Source organism: Mesorhizobium sp. M0145 (assembly GCF_040322355.1).
Classification (GTDB): domain Bacteria; phylum Pseudomonadota; class Alphaproteobacteria; order Rhizobiales; family Rhizobiaceae; genus Mesorhizobium.
This window is the reverse complement of record NZ_JAMYTK010000043.1, coordinates 1-17,193: the sequence shown is the minus strand read 5'-3', so window position 1 is coordinate 17,193 and position 17,193 is coordinate 1. Positions and strand designations below refer to the sequence as shown.

General features: G+C 62.7%; 17 protein-coding genes. 9 read left to right on the top strand and 8 right to left on the bottom strand.

The window, feature by feature from the left end; translation table 11 throughout:
• Nucleotides 1-65 precede the first annotated feature (65 nt).
• On the top strand, nt 66-359 hold the full coding sequence (locus NKJ28_RS31685; RefSeq protein WP_023677700.1) for a DUF1330 domain-containing protein: 294 nt from the start codon (nt 66-68) through the stop codon (nt 357-359).
• On the opposite strand, the gene gmk is transcribed toward NKJ28_RS31685, so the two are convergent.
• The 7 genes from gmk to fabD all read right to left on the bottom strand — a co-directional run bounded on the left by gmk (nt 360) and on the right by fabD (nt 6,877).
• Nucleotides 360-1,016 carry a guanylate kinase gene (gene gmk, locus NKJ28_RS31680; RefSeq protein WP_023677701.1) on the bottom strand — a complete coding sequence of 219 codons (657 nt, stop codon included), beginning with the start codon at nt 1,014-1,016 and terminating at the stop codon, nt 360-362.
• A gap of 33 nt (nt 1,017-1,049) precedes the next feature.
• Nucleotides 1,050-1,940, bottom strand: coding sequence for a YicC/YloC family endoribonuclease (locus tag NKJ28_RS31675; protein ID WP_352638428.1), 891 nt, complete (start codon nt 1,938-1,940; stop codon nt 1,050-1,052).
• 138 nt (nt 1,941-2,078) lie between these two features.
• The gene (gene mltG / locus NKJ28_RS31670) at nt 2,079-3,299 is read right to left on the bottom strand and encodes an endolytic transglycosylase MltG (RefSeq protein ID WP_352638427.1); all 1,221 of its coding nucleotides are present in this window, start codon (nt 3,297-3,299) and stop codon (nt 2,079-2,081) included.
• A gap of 93 nt (nt 3,300-3,392) precedes the next feature.
• Entirely contained in the window at nt 3,393-4,655 is a 1,263-nt protein-coding gene (gene fabF / locus NKJ28_RS31665; RefSeq protein ID WP_352467164.1) for a beta-ketoacyl-ACP synthase II, read from the bottom strand.
• A 34-nt stretch (nt 4,656-4,689) separates the two neighbouring features.
• Nucleotides 4,690-4,926: an acyl carrier protein gene (locus NKJ28_RS31660; RefSeq protein ID WP_127851501.1), complete on the bottom strand. Its 237-nt coding sequence runs from the start codon at nt 4,924-4,926 to the stop codon at nt 4,690-4,692.
• Nucleotides 4,927-5,113: 187 nt separating this feature from the next.
• On the bottom strand, nt 5,114-5,851 hold the full coding sequence (gene fabG, locus NKJ28_RS31655; protein WP_352453223.1) for a 3-oxoacyl-[acyl-carrier-protein] reductase: 738 nt from the start codon (nt 5,849-5,851) through the stop codon (nt 5,114-5,116).
• A 60-nt stretch (nt 5,852-5,911) separates the two neighbouring features.
• On the bottom strand, nt 5,912-6,877 hold the full coding sequence (gene fabD, locus NKJ28_RS31650) for an ACP S-malonyltransferase (protein WP_352638426.1): 966 nt from the start codon (nt 6,875-6,877) through the stop codon (nt 5,912-5,914).
• 247 nt (nt 6,878-7,124) lie between these two features.
• On the opposite strand from fabD, the gene NKJ28_RS31645 reads away from it, so the two are divergent.
• On the top strand, nt 7,125-9,050 hold the full coding sequence (locus NKJ28_RS31645; protein WP_023677707.1) for an LTA synthase family protein: 1,926 nt from the start codon (nt 7,125-7,127) through the stop codon (nt 9,048-9,050).
• Between the two features lie 31 nt (nt 9,051-9,081).
• Here the strand turns inward: NKJ28_RS31645 and NKJ28_RS31640 are convergent, their stop codons facing one another.
• A complete protein-coding gene (locus tag NKJ28_RS31640) occupies nt 9,082-10,626 on the bottom strand; it encodes a pilus assembly protein TadG-related protein (RefSeq protein ID WP_352625006.1) in 1,545 nt (514 codons plus the stop codon).
• 455 nt (nt 10,627-11,081) lie between these two features.
• Here NKJ28_RS31640 and rpsF point away from each other — a divergent pair, with 455 nt between their 5' ends.
• The 7 genes from rpsF to NKJ28_RS31605 all read left to right on the top strand — a co-directional run bounded on the left by rpsF (nt 11,082) and on the right by NKJ28_RS31605 (nt 17,146).
• Nucleotides 11,082-11,582: a 30S ribosomal protein S6 gene (gene rpsF, locus NKJ28_RS31635; RefSeq protein WP_292663863.1), complete on the top strand. Its 501-nt coding sequence runs from the start codon at nt 11,082-11,084 to the stop codon at nt 11,580-11,582.
• Nucleotides 11,582-11,830, top strand: coding sequence for a 30S ribosomal protein S18 (rpsR, locus tag NKJ28_RS31630; protein ID WP_352638425.1), 249 nt, complete (start codon nt 11,582-11,584; stop codon nt 11,828-11,830). The genes rpsF and rpsR overlap by 1 nt, the downstream gene beginning before the upstream one ends.
• A gap of 215 nt (nt 11,831-12,045) precedes the next feature.
• Nucleotides 12,046-12,630 carry a 50S ribosomal protein L9 gene (gene rplI / locus NKJ28_RS31625; protein ID WP_254820243.1) on the top strand — a complete coding sequence of 195 codons (585 nt, stop codon included), beginning with the start codon at nt 12,046-12,048 and terminating at the stop codon, nt 12,628-12,630.
• A 153-nt stretch (nt 12,631-12,783) separates the two neighbouring features.
• Nucleotides 12,784-14,073, top strand: a complete 1,290-nt coding sequence (locus NKJ28_RS31620) for a cyclopropane fatty acid synthase (protein ID WP_352542731.1) — start codon at nt 12,784-12,786, stop codon at nt 14,071-14,073.
• A gap of 80 nt (nt 14,074-14,153) precedes the next feature.
• Nucleotides 14,154-14,477, top strand: a complete 324-nt coding sequence (locus tag NKJ28_RS31615; RefSeq protein ID WP_352638423.1) for a YnfA family protein — start codon at nt 14,154-14,156, stop codon at nt 14,475-14,477.
• Nucleotides 14,478-14,480: 3 nt separating this feature from the next.
• Nucleotides 14,481-15,449 carry a small ribosomal subunit Rsm22 family protein gene (locus NKJ28_RS31610; RefSeq protein ID WP_352638421.1) on the top strand — a complete coding sequence of 323 codons (969 nt, stop codon included), beginning with the start codon at nt 14,481-14,483 and terminating at the stop codon, nt 15,447-15,449.
• A gap of 206 nt (nt 15,450-15,655) precedes the next feature.
• On the top strand, nt 15,656-17,146 hold the full coding sequence (locus tag NKJ28_RS31605) for a replicative DNA helicase (RefSeq protein ID WP_023677714.1): 1,491 nt from the start codon (nt 15,656-15,658) through the stop codon (nt 17,144-17,146).
• The last annotated feature ends 47 nt before the right edge of the window (nt 17,147-17,193 follow it).

Genomic DNA, 17,193 nt, shown 5'->3' with positions numbered 1-17,193 from the left:
CGTCCGCGTGGAATTTCCGCTCTCATGGCATAGATAGCCGGACAAACCCTGCCCGGAGACAAACAGTGGCCGCCTATGTCATTTCCGACGTCACGATCCGTGACGCAGAGGCTATCGAAGCCTATCGCGCCAGCGCGGCTGCCTCCATCGCCCAGCATGGCGGGCGCTATCTGGTACGCGGCGGCGAGGTGGAAAGGTTGGAAGGCGACTGGTCTCCCGGGCCGCTGATCATCGTGGAATTCCCCGACATGGACACGGCGCGGCGTTGGTACCGCTCCGCCGAATATGCCGCGGCATTGGAACTGCGCGACGCCGCGCTCAGCCGCAATCTGATCCTGGTCGCGGGGACAGCGCCTTGATCAATCCGTCTTTTCGTCGAGCAGCCCCGAGACGAAATCGAAGAGGCCCGGCCGGCGATCGCGTCTGAGCCGTTCGGCCGTGACGATGCCCCGCACCTCGGCGAAAGCGCGGTCGAGATCGTCGTTGACTATGACGAAATCATATTCCTTCCAGTGCTCGATCTCGTTGCGGGCGTTCTTGAGCCGCGTCTCGATCACCGCTTCCTGGTCCTCGGCGCGACGCTTCAGCCGCGCCTTCAATTCCTTCATCGATGGCGGCAGGATGAATATCGAGACGATGTCGGCGCGCATCTTCTCCTTGAGTTGCTGAGCGCCTTGCCAGTCGATGTCGAACAGCATGTCGCGGCCTTCGGCCAGCGCCTGTTCAGCCGGCTCGCGCGGCGTCGCGTAGCAATTGCCGTGCACCTCCGCCCATTCGAGCAGCGCATCGGAATCGCGCAGCCGCTCGAACTCGCGCATGGTACGGAAGTGGTAATGGACGCCCTCGATCTCGCTGCCGCGGCGTGGCCGCGTGGTGACCGAGACCGACAATTCCAGGCTGGAATCGCTCTCCAGCAGATTGCGCGCAATCGTCGACTTGCCGGCGCCTGACGGCGACGACAAGACCAGCATCAGCCCGCGGCGCCGAATGCGGGAACCCACATCCCTAGCGGTCATGGGGCTTGGCAGTCATGTGGCTTGGCATCGGGATCATTCCAGATTCTGGACCTGTTCGCGAAACTGGTCGACGACCGCCTTCAGTTCCAGCCCGATGGCGGTGACCGCGGCAGCATTCGACTTGGAACACAGCGTATTCGATTCGCGGTTGAATTCCTGTGCCAGGAAATCGAGCTTGCGGCCGATGGCGCCACCGCCGGCGAGCAGTGCCCGCCCCGACGCCACGTGTGTCTTCAGCCGGTCGATTTCCTCGCGTATGTCGGCCTTGGTGGCCAGGAACGCCGCTTCCATATGCAGCCGGCTGGCGTCCAGGTTGGCAGACGCGTCCATCAACAGGCGGATCTGCTCGGCGAGCCTTTCGCGGATCGTGGCCGGTTCGCGTGATGGATCGGCCTCGGCCCGCAGCGTCAGCGCCTCGATGGCATCGATATGGCCGGACAGCAGGGAACGAAGTGCCGCACCTTCGCCCTGGCGCGCCTGCTGCAGCCCGTTCAGTGCTGCTTCCAGCGCCGACAGTATTGCGGTATCGAGCGCACTGCGCGCCTCTTCGGTTTCGATGGTTTCGGGAATGTCGAGGACGCCGCGCAGCGCAAGCAGCCCGTCGGCCGCCGCAGGGGCTACTCCGAACTGCTCCTGCAGCCGCTTGGCCAACTCCGCCAGATCCTTCAGGAAAGCCTCGTTGACCACGGGTTGCGCTTGAGCGCCGGCGGCGCGGCCAATGGTCAGCGTCATCTGGAAATTGCCGCGCGCAAAACGCTTTTGCACCGTCTGCCGGACGGCCGGCTCCAGCCGGTCGAAACCTTGCGGCAGCCGCAGCCTGACCTCGACGCTTTTGCCGTTGACGGACTTGGCTTCCCAGGCAATCGAAGTGCCGTCGTGTTCGGCGACACTGCGCGCAAAACCGGTCATGCTCTGCAAGTTCATGTAGCCGTGCGTCCCTTTGCCGAATGCCCCTCAAGCCGGAGCGATTTTCTCCGGACAGGATCATGTGAATTTCAATGCCATAGCAGCCCTTGCACATCCACCCGGACATGCACAGGGCCAACCTGATGGCGTCCGGCCCTACTGGGCGGCGGTGGCGCCCGCATCGTCAACGATGGCTCCCGCCGGCGTGTCGGCTCCGGTATTGGTTGCTCCGGCCTTGGCGGCGTCCTGGGCCTGTTTTTTCAGCAGTGCGCGGTAGCGAGCGACATTCTCGTTATGCTCATCGAGCGTCGAGGCAAAGACGTGCCCGCCGCTGCCGTCGGCGACGAAGTAGAGATCGCTGGTCTTCGACGGATTGGCGACTGCCTCCAGCGCCGCACGGCCGGGATTGGCGATCGGCGTCGGCGGTAAGCCGTTGATCAGATAGGTGTTGTAGGGCGTCGGCTTCTGGATGTCCGACTGATAGATCGGGCGGTCGATGGGTTTGCCCTTGCCGCCGAACAGGCCGTAGATGATGGTCGGGTCCGACTGCAGCCGCATACCCTTGGCCAGCCGGTTGAGGAAGACGGCGGCTACGCGCGAGCGCTCATCGCCCTTGCCGGTCTCCTTCTCGACGATAGAGGCCAGGGTGACAAAATCCTCAACGTTGGCGATCGGCAAATCCGGCGCTCGGCGCTGCCAGACCTCGTCGACCAGCTTCGTCTGGTCGGCCAGAAGCTTGTCGACCATCTGCTGGCGTGTTGCGCCGCGGGTGAAACGCAGCGTGTCGGTGGCGAGGCTGCCCTCAGGTGGAGTGGTCGACGGCATATCGCCGGTCAGCGCGTCCTGCTCGGCAATCCGTTGCAGCGCCTGCGCGACCGTCAGCCCCTCGGGGATAGTCAGCGAATACATCACCGACTTGCCGCTCTTCAGCAGTTCCATGATATCGTGCATCGACGCCTGCGGCTTGATCTCGTATTCGCCGGCCTTCAGGGCGGAATCATTGCCGAAGGCGCGCACGCCAAGGCGGAAAATGCGGGCGTCGCTGATCAGCCCTCGCCGCTCAAGCTGGTCGGCGATCTCCTGGACGCCGCTATTCGGCTTGACCAGGAAAGTGTCGCCATTGGCCGACGGGCCGGGCTCGTTGAACTCCTGCTTGCCGAAATACAGCGCAACGCCTGCCGCCAGCACCATCAGCATCACCGAAGAGATGACGAAGTTCATGAACACGACGAACTGGCTGCGCGAGGCACGCGAGCGCTTCGGCGGCGGCGTGCCGGCCTCGGGCCGCAACGCCTCACTGGCCGTCTTCGGCACGATCGGGCCGGGCGTTGCTGCCCGTTGCCCGAATTCCCCGTTATCGGCCGGATTTGTGTTCATAGCGCCCTACCATTTGATCTTGCGACGAATCCCCTCGGGCAGAGTAGGGGCGAATATGGCAAAATTGACGGCAGACGGAAACCGGCAGAGCGGTCAGCCATTGTAGCGCTGGAAGACGAGCGAGGCGTTGGTGCCACCGAAGCCGAAGGAGTTGGACAGCGCCACGTCGATCTGCCGGGCCCGCGGCTTGTGCGGCACCAGGTCGATCGCCGTTTCGCGCTCCGGATTGTCAAGATTGATGGTCGGCGGCGCAATGTTGTCGCGAATGGCGAGGATCGAAAAGATCGCCTCGGCAGCACCAGCCGCGCCCAGCAGGTGGCCAATCGACGATTTGGTCGACGACATCGATATCTTCGAGGCGGCGTTGCCGACCAGCCGCTCGACGGCGCCGAGTTCGATCGTATCGGCCATGGTCGAGGTGCCGTGCGCGTTGATGTAGTCGACATCGGCCGGCGTCAGCTTCGCCCGGTTCAGCGCCGCGGTCATGCAACGGAAAGCGCCGTCGCCGTCTTCGGCAGGCGCGGTGATGTGATAGGCGTCACCGGTCAGACCGTAGCCGGTGACCTCGGCATAGATCTTGGCGCCGCGGGCCTTGGCGTGTTCGAGTTCCTCGAGCACGACAACACCGGCGCCCTCGCCCATGACGAAGCCGTCGCGATCGCGATCATAGGGGCGTGAGGCCGTTTGTGGCGCGTCGTTGCGCTCGGTGGAGAGCGCGCGGCAAGCGGCGAACCCGGCGATCGACAGTCTCGTCACCGGCGCTTCGGCGCCGCCTGCGACCATAACGTCGGCATCGCCCCAGATGATCAGCCGGGCGGCATCGCCGATGGCGTGCGCACCGGTCGAGCAAGCGGTGACGACGGCATGGTTGGGGCCTTTCAGCCCATGCCGGATCGAGACCTGACCGGAGACGAGGTTGATGATCTGGCCAGGGATGAAGAATGGGCTGATGCGGCGCGGACCGCGTTCCTTGAGGATCATCGCATTCTCGGCGATGCCTTCGATGCCGCCGATGCCCGAACCGATCAGCACGCCGGTGGCGCACTGTTCCTCATGCGTCTTCGGCTGCCAGCCGGAATCCTTGAGTGCCTCGTCGGCGGCCGCGATCCCGTACAGGATGAAGTCGCCGATCTTGCGCAGTTCCTTCGGCTCGAGAACGGCTTCAGGATTGAAAGTGGCATTGGAGCCGTCACCGCGCGGAATGACGTGGGCGACCTTGCAGGCAAGGTCTTCCACCTCGAATTCGGTGATGCGCTTGGCTGCGCTGCGGCCGGTCAGAAGCTCCTTCCAGCTGTGCTCGAAGCCCATGCCGAACGGCGAAAGCAGCCCAAGGCCCGTGACGACGACACGCCTCATCGCAGGTCCTCCCCGGTGATGACTGCAAATAGCGTCAGGCGGAGGCCTTGTCGATGTATTTCACCGCATCGCCAACAGTCAGGATGGTCTCGGCGGCGTCGTCCGGGATTTCGACACCGAACTCTTCTTCGAACGCCATGACAAGTTCGACCGTGTCGAGGCTGTCCGCGCCCAGATCATCGATGAAGCTCGCCTGCTCCGTCACCTTCTCGGCATCGACGCCAAGGTGCTCGATGACGATCTTCTTGACGCGCTCTGCGGTGTCACTCATTTGGGCATCCTCGTCTTTTGGTTGTCTGTCTTCGTTAGCGGGCAGAATGCCGCTAATCAAGCTGAAAGATGGTCCTGCCGGAAACGCAGCGGAACAGGACCGGTTTTTGCCCGAACCGCCGGGTTGCGGGCGGCATTACACGAAAAATCCCGTGCATCCAAGACGGAATGAAGCGTTTTCCCAAGTGTTAGATCATTGCCATGCCGCCATTCACATGAATGGTCTGGCCGGTGACGTAGGCCGCCTCGTTAGAAGCTAGGTAGGCGACGGCAGAGGCGACTTCGGCGCCCGTGCCCATGCGCCGGGTCGGGATCGCCGCCATGATCGCCTCTTTCTGCTTGTCGTTGAGCTTGGCGGTCATCGCCGATTCGATGAAGCCCGGGGCGACGCAGTTGACGGTGATATTGCGGGTGGCGATCTCCTGCGCCAGCGATTTGGAAAAGCCGATCATACCGGCTTTGGAGGCGCAGTAGTTGGTCTGGCCGGGATTGCCGGTGACGCCAACCACTGAAGTGATGTTGATGATGCGGCCATGGCGGCGCCGCATCATCGGATGGGTAAGCTCGCGGGTCAGCCGGAACACGGCGGTCAGGTTGACCTCGAGCACGCTATCCCAGTCGGCGTCAGCCATGCGTACGAACAACCCGTCCTTGGTGATGCCGGCATTGTTGACGAGGATGTCGACGCCTTCGAGGTCGGCCTCCGCCTTCTGGCCGAGCGCCTTGACGTCGTCGCGGTTGGAAAGATTGGCCGGGAAAAGCTTGACCCGGTCGCCCAGTTCGGCGGCCAGCGCCTCCAGTTTCTCGATACGTGTGCCATGCAGGCCGACGATGGCGCCCTGGCCGTGCAGCACGCGGGCGATCGCCTCGCCGATACCTCCCGATGCGCCGGTGACGAGCGCCTTGCGGCCGGTCAATTCGAACATTCTTGCCTCCTGATCTGAGCGAACACCCTTCGCATGGAGCGGGGTCAAATCGCCAGTTGATTATGCAAGCGCCGCCAGCGCCGCCTCGACATCCGCCGCGGATCCGATGGCAGTGGTGGCAATATCGCGGTTGATGCGGCGGGCCAGCCCCGACAGCACCTTGCCGGCGCCCACTTCGTAAAGCGTCGCAACGCCGTTGCTGCCGAACCACTCCACCGTTTCGCGCCAGCGCACGCGCCCGATCACCTGTTCGACGAGTCGGCGGGCGATCTCGTCGGGATCGCTCGTCGGGGTCACCGTAACATTGGAGACCAGCGGCACGACCGGCGCACTCTTCGTCACGGCGGCCAGCGCCTCCCGCATGATCTCGGCCGCAGGCTTCATCAATGCCGAATGGAAGGGCGCCGAGACCTGCAGCATCAGCGCCCGCTTGGCGCCCTTCTCCGTGCATAGCCTCGCCGCCAGTTCGACCACTGGCCTGGCGCCGGAGATCACCAGCTGGCCGCCGCCATTGTCATTGGCGATCTGGCAAACCAAGGCTTGTGCGGGATCTTTGGCGGCGCCCTGGGCGGCCTCTGCGCAAGCGGCTTCGACGTCGGCCTGTTCCAGCCCGATGATCGCCGCCATGGCGCCCTCGCCGGCCGGCACAGCCGCCTGCATGGCGTTGCCGCGGATGCGCAACAGCCGGGCGGCGTCGGCGACCGAAACGAAACCTGCGGCCGCAAGTGCCGAATATTCGCCGAGCGAGTGGCCGGCGACATAGGTGACCTTGCCGTTCAGGGAGAAGCCGCGCGCCTCCAGCGCCCGGATTGCGGCAAGCGACACCGCCATCAGCGCCGGCTGGGCGTTGGCGGTCAGCGTCAGCGTCTCTTCCGGGCCTTCCCAGATCAGCTTCGATAGGTTTTCGCCGAGCGCGTCGTCAACTTCCTCGAAGATCCGCCGCGATTCCACAAAGGTATCGGCGAGGTCCTTGCCCATGCCGACAGCCTGGCTGCCCTGCCCCGGAAAGGTGAATGCGATGGCCATCGGCGGCTCCCAGCTGCTGGTTCACGTTGCCTGTGACGCAAGGCGTGCGGCCAAGTCAAGTCCAACCTTGATCGCGTAATATCGGCCGAGTGCCTGTTTCGGCAGGCTTTTTGGCGATCACTCATGATGAAAACCGCTCACGATTTGTTTGCTGGCTCTTCTTATTTCCGCCGCAGGCGCTAAGCTTTGCGTGACAGTTCGATGACAATCGAGTGACGCTTTTGTTGCGGGCCGGGGAACTATTGAAGTGGCAAAGACCAAGCAGAGCGCAGCCGAGGCGGCGCCCCAGTTTCTTGAAGGCGATCCGTCGACCGGCTATCTGCCGGCGCGCAAATGGCCTGTCATCCGCTATGGCCTTATCAGCTTGCTGGCTGCGGCCATCCTTGTGTTTGCCATCGAACTGATCGTGCGCGGCAACTTTGCCGGCACCATTGATTTCTTTCTGCAGCCTTTCAAACCCGGCTGGACCACGATCATCATTTTTGCGCTGATCCTCATCGGCCTCGACGCCGTGCTCGGCCGCAGTCACCAGAGCCTGATGATCGTCGCGCCGCTGACATTGTCGCTGGCGTTCGTCGGCCACCAGAAGTCGCTGTATCTCGGCGATCCGCTCTATCCGACCGATTTCCTCTATTCCCGGCAGATCGTGGCATTGATGCCGCTTCTGGTACGCGATCGCCCGGGAACCGCCATTGCCCTGGCGATCGGCATCGTCGGCGGGCTGTCGCTGCTCGTCTATGGCTGGCGGCTATGGCGCCGCCGCGTTCCGGCACTCAGCCACAAGGGCCGCCTTGCCCGGCTGACGCTGACGGTGCCGCTGATCGCCTTCTTCGTCTCCATCATGGACTATGCCACTTTCTCGTGGACACGCGACCGGCTGCAGATCATCCCGATCATGTGGGACCAGAAGGAAAACTATGCCTCGAACGGTTTTGCGCTCGCCTTCGCGCTGAACGTCCCGATGGCGCATGTCTCGGCGCCGCCCGGCTATTCCGGCAAGGCGATCGAAGCGATCGGCAAACCGCAGGTGACGGCTTCGGTACCCGCCGAGAAGCCCGACATCATCGTCGTCATGAGCGAATCCTTCTGGGATCCGACCAAGCTACCCGGCGTCACCATCACGCCCGACCCTATCCCCAATGTGCGGGCACTGCGCACGGGTTACATGTTCTCGCCCGAGTTCGGCGGCATGACGGCCAACATCGAGTTCGAGGCCCTGACCGGCTTTTCCAACGCCTTCCTGCCGGCGGGCAGCATTCCCTACCAGCAATATGTGCGGACACCGACTCCCTCGCTGGCGACCTTCCTGAAAAGTCAAGGCTACCGGGCGCGCGCTATCCATCCCGGCACTAACTGGTTCTGGAACCGGGGGGCCGTCTATGCCGATTTCGGCTTCAACGACTTCAAGTCCGAGGAGACGTTGCCGCCCATGCAGAAGCGCGGACCGCTCGCGTCGGACGCTGCGATGACCGACGAGATTATCCACGAAGCCGATACCAGCGCCGAGCCGGTCTTCTTTTTCGCCGTCAGCCTGCAGAACCACGGGCCGTATGAGCCGTATCGCTATAACAATCCGACCCACAAGGTGCAGGCGCCGATCAGCCAATGGGCGCGTGAATCGCTGTTGAGCTATGCCGAAGGCTCTTCCGACGCGGACCGCGGCCTCGAGCGGCTGATCGAATGGGCGAAGAAACGCGAGCGGCCGACCGTCATCGCGTTCTTCGGCGACCATCTGCCGCCGCTTGGGCCGGTCTACGTCGAGACCGGCTTCCTGAAGGACAATGTTGCGCCGCGCAAGGAGGCGGCCGACCAGATGCTGCTGCACCACCAGACGCCGCTGATCGTCTGGTCGAATCGCAGCGGCCCGGCCGAGGATCTGGGCGCCGTCAGCCCGTCCTTCCTGCCCTACCATATCCTGAAGACAGCCGGCATCAGCCATCCCTATTACACCGGCTTCCTCGGACAGTTGCGAGAGCGCTACCGCGTTATCGACCGCAATTTGCTTTTGGCACCGGGGGGCGACGCCACCCCCGATTGGTCGCGTCAGAAAGAGATCGATCCGGCAATCCGCGACTTCCGTCTGCTGCAATACGACATGATGTTCGGCAAGCGCCATGCGGCGCCCGATTTCTTCCCCGAAACCACAGGCAAAGTGGCTGCACACACGAGTTGAGCAGCGGCGGCGGGAGAGCGGCCGACGTCGTTCAGTTCGTCAAGTGCAGCTGCGAAATCGAGCTTCCGATTTTCAGGAAGACGCTTTCGAGCTGACTGACGTCGTTGGTCGGGTAATAATCCGACGGCGACGATGCGCAGGCCTCGTAAAGCTTGCGGTTGGCTGCGGTGTCGGCCTGCAGCAGCACTGTGAATATCTGCACGTCCTGCTTCTTCAATGTGTTGCATACATTGGTTGTCCAATCGTCGACATTGCGCGCAGCCGCGGTCTGGTCGCTGGATCCAAACCGACCCGAGGCCAGGAATCCGTAGGAGCCATAGTCCGACTTCTGTGGCGTATCCTTCGCGCCATAGACAACATTCTCGCCGTCGGTGAGCAGCAGCACCGTTTTGGTCGTGCCTGACGCCCTGAACGGCGCGCCGTCGCTGTAAGGCGGTTCCGGCGAGAGCACCCGCATCCCCCATGACAAGCCTTCCGAAACATTGGTCCCCGAGCCGTTCCATTCGATCATCTCACCGACGGCCTTCCGCAATTTGTCGAAATCATCGGTCAGCGGCACTATCGGCGTCGGACAGGCCCGGTTTGGGCCGATAGTCAGTGGGCCTCTCTTGTCGTTGATCAGCTTCATCGTCGAAACACTGTACTTCGCCATGTCGCTGGTGAGGCCGGGAAGCACGGTGACAACGGTATCGTCGAGATAGGAATTGTTGTAGCCGGTCGCTGAATTGCCGTAGGAGCTGGTTGGATTTTTAGCGTTACCTGGATCGTCCGGCGCGAAATAGGGTACGAACAGGGTGTCCGGTTTGTTTTGGTCGGGCGAAATGTCGGAAACATTGTTGGTTCCGGGCCGCGCTTCGACGCAGCCTCTCCATTCGACGCCCAATTGCTTGAACAGGTCCATATGGTTGACGCGCTTGCCGCCGACCAAGGGGAAATTGGCGCCATTGTTCGGCGATTTGCCGGCCATGTCGATCCAGGCCGGATCGTAGTCCTCACCCTTGACGTTGACGGCGGTGACGAACGGCACCACCGCGACACGTACGCTGCGCGTCGGCGACTTCGCCGCTTCGAGCATATCGATCAGGGCCGTCGCCGCCGTCCGCAATGCGCCGATGCGATCGTTGCTGGCCATCGACCCGGTATTGTCGAGCACTAGCACGACTTCGAGCTGATTGGTCGATTCGACGGCGCCGGCATCGACGGTGATGCGCTTGTCGTTGCCGAACAGGAAGGCGAAGTTCAAATTGACGTCCGCCATGGCGACAGCCTTTGTCTGGATGTAATTGAGGCCCCTTTCCACGGTAAGCGTCGCTTCGGCGTTCCTCAACTCGCTGTGGCCGGCGACATTGGTCTGGAAGTAGCGGTCGAAGACGTCCTTGCGCGAAGCCTCGATGTCGCCGAGATGCGATGATGCAAGGTTCGCGGCATCGAGCGCGTTCTGCAAGCTGACCTTGGCCCTCATCAAGGTGGACACGTCCACAGCAAAGGCGACGGCGGTCAGAACCGCAGGCAGCCCGAACGCCAGCATCAGGGCAAAGTTGCCGCTCTTCGAACGGCAGAATTTGTCGAAAAGCATTTTTGTCCCCAAAACCGCCTTGCTGCCGACCTCGCGCAGACTGTTTGCTTTTGCATCGGCATGATGAACGACGGGTTGCCGCCACGCCCGCCGGTGCTGGAACTTCGCATGGTGGTTAAGGTCCGGTTTCAGGAAATCCGTAAGCCTTGCCATCGAGGCCCGTGGCGCTCTGGGACGGTAGGGCCGTTTGCCCTGTCGTTTGGCCTTGCTTTGCGGTCAAATTCCTGTATAGACGCCCGCAATCTGCCGGTCCTTGCTGGGGGCTGAACGGAGGGCCGGAGGTTTTTCGAAACCTTCGTGTGAAGCCAGAAGCGCTTCCGCCTCCCGTGTCTCCGCTCTCGACCGTCTCGTCATGCTCCTTTCTTCCCCGCCTTCGCAAGGATTGCGGGTCAGAGAAGTTGCAGAGGCTTTTGCCGCCGGGAACCGGGAGAGAAACGAAGAAAGGCACGAACACTATGGCTCTATACGAACATGTGTTTCTTGCCCGGCAGGACCTCTCGCAGCAGCAGGTCGATGCGCTTGTCGAACAGTACAAGGGCGTCATCACCGCGAATGGCGGGTCCGTCGGCCGGGTCGAGAACTGGGGACTGAAGTCCCTCACCTACCGGGTCAACAAGAACCGGAAGGCATATTATACACTCATGGACATCACCTGCCCGCCGGCCGCGCTCAATGAAATGGAGCGCCAGATGGGCCTGTCCGAGGACGTACTGCGTTTCCTGACCATCAAGGTCGATGCGCATGAGGAGGGTCCGTCGGCAATGATGCAGAAGCGCGAAGAGCGCTCGGAACGCGGCGGCTTCGGCGATCGCGACCGTGGCGATCGTGGCCCGCGCTCATTCGGCGACCGCGATCGCGGTGACCGTGGTGATCGTCCGCCGCGCAGCTTCGGCGATGGCGGTGCCGATCGTGGCCCGCGCCGTCCGCGCGAAGGCTTTGAAGGAGCCGCAGAATAATGGTCGACATCAACCAGATCCCAACCCGGCGCCCCTTCCACCGTCGCCGCAAGACTTGCCCGTTCTCCGGCGCCAACGCGCCGAAGATCGACTACAAGGACGTGCGGCTTCTGCAGCGCTACATCTCCGAGCGCGGCAAGATCGTGCCATCGCGTATCACCGCCGTCAGCCAGAAGAAGCAGCGCGAACTCGCCAAGGCGGTCAAGCGCGCCCGCTTCCTCGGCCTGCTGCCCTACGTGGTCCGCTAACACTTCAGGCGGGCGGTTCGCCGCCCGCTTTTTCACCGGCCACGACGGGCGTAGCCGGATCGAACACCAAATCCCGGGTTGGATTTCGACAAGAGATCCTAACTGCCGCGACAGGCAGGACAGCGACACAGGCGACGACGCCCCAGCTTCCTGACCTGTTCCAGACAATTCGGCGCCGATCCTGAGGATAGGTGCCCAACCGAAGGAACAAAACCATGGAAGTCATTCTTCTCGAACGCGTCTCCCGCCTCGGCCAGATGGGCGATACCGTCAAGGTCAAGGACGGGTTCGCCCGCAATTTCCTGCTGCCGCAAGGCAAGGCGCTGCGCGCCAACGAAGCTAACAAGAAGAAGTTCGAGGGACAGCGGGCCCAGCTCGAAGCCCGCAACCTGGAGCGCAAGTCCGAAGCCGCGCAGATTGCAGAAAAGCTCGACGGCAAGAGCTTCATCGCCGTGCGCTCGGCCGGCGAAACCGGTCAGCTTTATGGTTCGGTCTCGACGCGCGACATCGCCGAGCTGGTGACGGCGGAAGGTTTTTCGGTCAACCGCAACCAGATCCTGCTCAACCAGCCAATCAAGACCATCGGCGTCACCAATGTGGCGATCGCGCTGCACCCGGAAGTCGAGGTTACCATCACGCTCAACATTGCCCGCACGGCCGACGAAGCCGAGCGCCAGGCCAAGGGCGAAACACTGACCACCGCCGAAGCCATCTACGGCGAGGACATCAACGATAATGCGCGGCCGGAAAACTTCTTCGATCCGAATGCCGAGTTCGAAGGCGGCGAAGACAACGGCTGATCGTCATTCGTCGGCATTCGCCGGCTAATCGCTATTCTGGACCAATGCCCGGGCCTCGTACCCGGGCATTTTTATGCCAAATGGAACTTTTCGAACCCCTATATCTTGATGCAGAATAGGACAGCATGTCTGGCCGAGAGGGGACAATTGGTCATGAATATTCTGCTGAAACGCGTTCTCGACCGCCTGGTCCGCACAGGCAATCTCAAGGTGACAGGGCCGCAAGGCTCGATGGTGACTTTCGGTGACGGCAGCGGCGAGCCGGTGCACATGCACATCAAGACAAGGCATGCCGAGCGCGCAATAACCTTCGATCCGATGCTGGCGGTGCCAGAAGCCTACATGGACGGTGAACTCGACATTCTCGAGGGCGGCGTGCTGGGGGTGATGCGGATTGCCTTCCAGAACATGGGCAGCGGCGGTATCGATGCCACCTGGTCGAAGGCGATCGAAGGTCTGCGCCACGCCTTCCGGCGCCTGCAGCAGATCAACACGGCGTCGCGGGCGCGTCGCAACGTGCAGCGCCATTACGATCTGTCGGGCGACCTCTACCGCCTCTTCCTCGATGAGGACATGCAATATTCCTGCGCCTATTTCGAGCAGCCGGACATGACGCTCGACGAGGCACAAGCGGCCAAGAAGCGCCACATCGCCGCCAAGCTCAGGCTGAAGGCCGGCCAGACGGTTCTTGATATCGGCTCCGGCTGGGGTGGGCTTGGGCTCTATCTAGCCAAGGCGTTCGACGTCGACGTGCAAGGCGTGACGCTGTCGACCGAGCAGCACGGCGTCGCCACCGACCGCGCCCATGCGCAAGGCCTGCAAAACCGGGTGCATTTCGACATCAAGGACTATCGCGAGCTCAATGAGCGTTTCGACCGCATCGTCTCCGTCGGCATGTTCGAGCATGTCGGGGTCAATCATTTCCGCACCTTCTTCGACAAGTCGGCGACGCTGCTGAAGCCGGACGGCGTCATGCTGCTGCACACGATCGGCCGCTCCGGCGTGCCGTGGGCAACCAGCGCCTTCATCCGCAAGTACATCTTCCCGGGCGGCTACATCCCGTCGCTATCCGAAGTGATGCCGGCCATCGAAAAATCGGGGCTCGTCGTCACCGATATCGAGGTTCTGCGGCTGCATTATGCCGAGACACTGAAGCATTGGGGCGAGCGCTTCGCGGCCAACCGCGACAAGGCCAAGGCGATTTATGACGAGCGCTTCTGCCGCATGTGGGAGTTCTATCTTGCCGCCTCGGAAGCTGCCTTCCGCTGGCAGGATCTGGTGATCTTCCAGATCCAGATTGCCAAGAAGAACGACACGCTGCCGATGACGCGCGACTACATGGCCAGTTGCGAGAAGGCGCTGGAGATGCGCGATCTTGGACGTCGCGAAAAGGCTCCGGTGGCCAAGCCCACTCGCCGCCGCAAGGTGGCGGATCCGGAGTAGACTGCCGGCATCACGCCATTGCCGCTTGCCATTGCCGGCCGGCACGCTGAAAAGGGTCCCGTCAACGCGGGACCTTTTTCATGACCTACCTCCTCTACGTCGCCGCCGCACTTGCCGAGATCGCCGGCTGCTTTTCGTTCTGGGCGTGGTGGCGGCTGGACAAGTCGCCGCTGTGGTTGGCGCCCGGTCTCGTCTCGCTCGTGCTATTCGCGTGGCTGCTGGCGCTGGTCGACACCAGCGCGGCGGGCCGGGCCTATGCCGCCTATGGCGGCATCTACATTGCCGCCTCGCTGGCCTGGTTGTGGCTGGCGGAAGGCGTGCACCCCGACCGCTGGGATCTTGCCGGTGCCGCGATCTGCATCGTTGGCGCCTCGGTCATTCTGCTCTCACCTCGGACCGCCTAAGCGATGGAACTGCCCGTCCCGCTTAGACAAGGCGTCGACCGCCTTCTCGAACAGGTGCCGTTGCCGATGCTTAAGCAAGCGGCAAAGACGCTGTCGGACCGCTACCGCGCAGAGTTGCGCGACGGTCGCCTGCACATGGCCGAAGACATGGCGGTGAAGGCCTATCTGGCAACGCGGCTACCGGCGACCTATGCGGCCATTCGCGCCAGCCTCGATGCGGTGGGCGAGTCTCGGCCCGACTATGCTCCGAAGACCTTGCTCGATGTCGGCGCCGGCCCTGGCACGGTGCTTTGGGCCACAATCAATCTCTGGCCGGATCTCGAACAGGCGGTGCTACTCGAGGCCGGCGCCGCGGTACGAAGGGTCGGCGAAGTACTTGCCGCGGATGCGATCACGGCCAGGACCGCCTGGCGGACCGGCGACATCACCATCGACCTGGTCGATCTGGAGCCGGCCGAGCTGGTGACTTCAGCCTATGTGCTGGATGAGATCGCGCCGGCATCGCTGGCAAAACTCGTCGACCGGCTCTGGCAGCTGACCGCAGACACGCTGCTGGTGGTCGAGCCGGGCACGCCGGCCGGCTGGCAGCGTATTCTTGCCGTGCGGCGGCAGTTGATCGAGGCGGGCGCGCACGTGCTTGCGCCCTGCCCGCATGAGACGCCCTGTCCGCTCGTCGCCCCCGACTGGTGCCATTTCGCCCGCCGCGTCGCCCGCTCGCGCCTACACCGTCTGGCCAAGGATGCCGAGGTGCCGTGGGAGGACGAGAAATTCATCTTTGTCGCGGCCTCCCGCCATCCGGCCGCTCCGCCTCGAGCGCGAGTGATCGCACCGCCGAAGTCGGGCTCCGGCAAGGTCTTGCTGAAGCTTTGCCAACAGAATGGGAATGCTGCCGAGCGACTGTTCACCAAGCGCGACGGCGAGACGTTCAAGACCGCGCGGCGACTGGACTGGGGTGATGCCTTGCCGGAATGACCGGCAGCTATTTTCCTGTTTTGTTCTCGCCTGAGAACGGCTAGGCTCGCCATCTTGATTCGAGTCAATCGAGATTCTTTCCACCGAAAGATCCTGGCTGTGAATCGCGGGCATCAAAGTTGGTTGGTTTGGGACTGATGCAGATAAGTCATCACCGACTTGTCTCGTTCTGATATCGAGAGACGGGGATCAGGACCGGGGACATTATGGCAGAGGCAGCACGAAAATTCGGCGTGGCGGAAACACCGCTCTATCGCGAGGCGCCGAACAATATCGAGGCCGAGCAGGCGCTGCTCGGCGCCATACTGGTCAACAACGATGCCTTCTACCGCGTCTCCGACTTCCTGAAGCCAGGCCATTTCTACGAGCCGCTGCATAGAAAGATCTTCGAGGTCGCGGCCGAGCTCATCCGCATGGGCAAAATCGCGACGCCGATCACGCTGAAGACCTTCCTGCCGGCCGACGAGAAGGTCGGCGACATGACGGTGGCGCAATATGTCGTGCGGTTGGCGGTCGAGGCCGTCACCGTCGTCAACGCCACCGACTATGGCCGCGCCATCTACGATCTGGCGACGCGGCGCGCGCTAATCACTGTCGGCGAGGACATGGTCAACATCGCCTATGACGCGCCGGTCGACATGTCGCCCTCCGACCAGATCGAGGATGCCGAGCGGCGCCTGTTCGAATTGGCCGAAACCGGCCGCTACGATGGCGGCTTCGAGAGCTTCACTGATGCCGTCAAGACCGCCGTCGACATGGCCAATGCGGCTTATATGCGCGACGGGCATTTGTCGGGCGTTGCTACCGGCTTGCGCGATCTCGACCGCCGCATGGGCGGCCTGCAGTCGTCCGACCTGATCATCATTGCCGGCCGCCCCGGCATGGGCAAGACCTCGCTCGCCACCAATATCGCCTTCAACATCGCCGAGGCCTATGTCCCGGCGCAGCAGGCGGACGGCTCGTTCAAGGCGGCCAATGGCGGCGTCGTCGGCTTCTTTTCGCTCGAAATGTCATCCGAACAGCTGGCCACCCGCATTATTTCCGAACAGACGGAAATCCCGTCGTCGAAAATCCGGCGCGGCGAGATCAGCGAGATGGATTTCGAAAAGCTGGTCGCCTGCTCGCAGACAATGCAGAAAATCCCGCTGTTCATCGACCAGACCGGCGGCATTTCCATCGCTCAGCTGTCGGCCCGCGCGCGTCGCCTGAAGCGCCAGCGCGGCCTCGACGTCATCGTTATCGACTATATCCAGCTGATGCAGGGATCAAGCGCGAAATCCTCGCAAAACCGCGTCCAGGAAATCACCGAGATAACCACCGGCCTCAAGGCACTAGCCAAGGAGCTGGCGGTGCCGATCATCGCGCTGTCGCAGCTGTCGCGCCAGGTCGAGAGCCGCGACGACAAGCGCCCGCAGCTTTCGGATCTGCGCGAATCGGGCTCCATCGAGCAGGACGCCGACGTAGTGCTGTTCGTCTATCGCGAGGAATATTATCTGAAGAACCGCGAGCCGAAGCCGGGCACCGACGAATACATCAAATGGGAACACGAGATGAACGAGATGCGCGGTAAGGCCGAGGTCATCGTCGCCAAACAGCGCCACGGCCCAACGGGATCGGTCAGCCTCGCCTTCCAGGGCGAATTCACCCGCTTCTCGGACCTCGCCGAGGAGCATCATTTGCCGGATCGGTTCGAGTGACCTCTTGATACAGGTCTCATTCCTTCGCACCCCCCTCTGTCCTGCCG

Bases quoted from the DNA above. Each gene is read 5' to 3' on its own strand.
- gmk (WP_023677701.1), bottom strand. From the start codon at position 1,016: ATGACCGCTAGGGATGTGGGTTCCCGCATTCGGCGCCGCGGGCTGATG.
- NKJ28_RS31675 (WP_352638428.1), bottom strand. From the start codon at position 1,940: ATGAACTTGCAGAGCATGACCGGTTTTGCGCGCAGTGTCGCCGAACAC.
- mltG (WP_352638427.1), bottom strand. From the start codon at position 3,299: ATGAACACAAATCCGGCCGATAACGGGGAATTCGGGCAACGGGCAGCA.
- fabF (WP_352467164.1), bottom strand. From the start codon at position 4,655: ATGAGGCGTGTCGTCGTCACGGGCCTTGGGCTGCTTTCGCCGTTCGGC.
- NKJ28_RS31660 (WP_127851501.1), bottom strand. From the start codon at position 4,926: ATGAGTGACACCGCAGAGCGCGTCAAGAAGATCGTCATCGAGCACCTT.
- fabG (WP_352453223.1), bottom strand. From the start codon at position 5,851: ATGTTCGAATTGACCGGCCGCAAGGCGCTCGTCACCGGCGCATCGGGA.
- fabD (WP_352638426.1), bottom strand. From the start codon at position 6,877: ATGGCCATCGCATTCACCTTTCCGGGGCAGGGCAGCCAGGCTGTCGGC.
- NKJ28_RS31640 (WP_352625006.1), bottom strand. From the start codon at position 10,626: ATGCTTTTCGACAAATTCTGCCGTTCGAAGAGCGGCAACTTTGCCCTG.
- rpsF (WP_292663863.1), top strand. From the start codon at position 11,082: ATGGCTCTATACGAACATGTGTTTCTTGCCCGGCAGGACCTCTCGCAG.
- rpsR (WP_352638425.1), top strand. From the start codon at position 11,582: ATGGTCGACATCAACCAGATCCCAACCCGGCGCCCCTTCCACCGTCGC.
- rplI (WP_254820243.1), top strand. From the start codon at position 12,046: ATGGAAGTCATTCTTCTCGAACGCGTCTCCCGCCTCGGCCAGATGGGC.
- NKJ28_RS31620 (WP_352542731.1), top strand. From the start codon at position 12,784: ATGAATATTCTGCTGAAACGCGTTCTCGACCGCCTGGTCCGCACAGGC.
- NKJ28_RS31615 (WP_352638423.1), top strand. From the start codon at position 14,154: ATGACCTACCTCCTCTACGTCGCCGCCGCACTTGCCGAGATCGCCGGC.
- NKJ28_RS31610 (WP_352638421.1), top strand. From the start codon at position 14,481: ATGGAACTGCCCGTCCCGCTTAGACAAGGCGTCGACCGCCTTCTCGAA.
- NKJ28_RS31605 (WP_023677714.1), top strand. From the start codon at position 15,656: ATGGCAGAGGCAGCACGAAAATTCGGCGTGGCGGAAACACCGCTCTAT.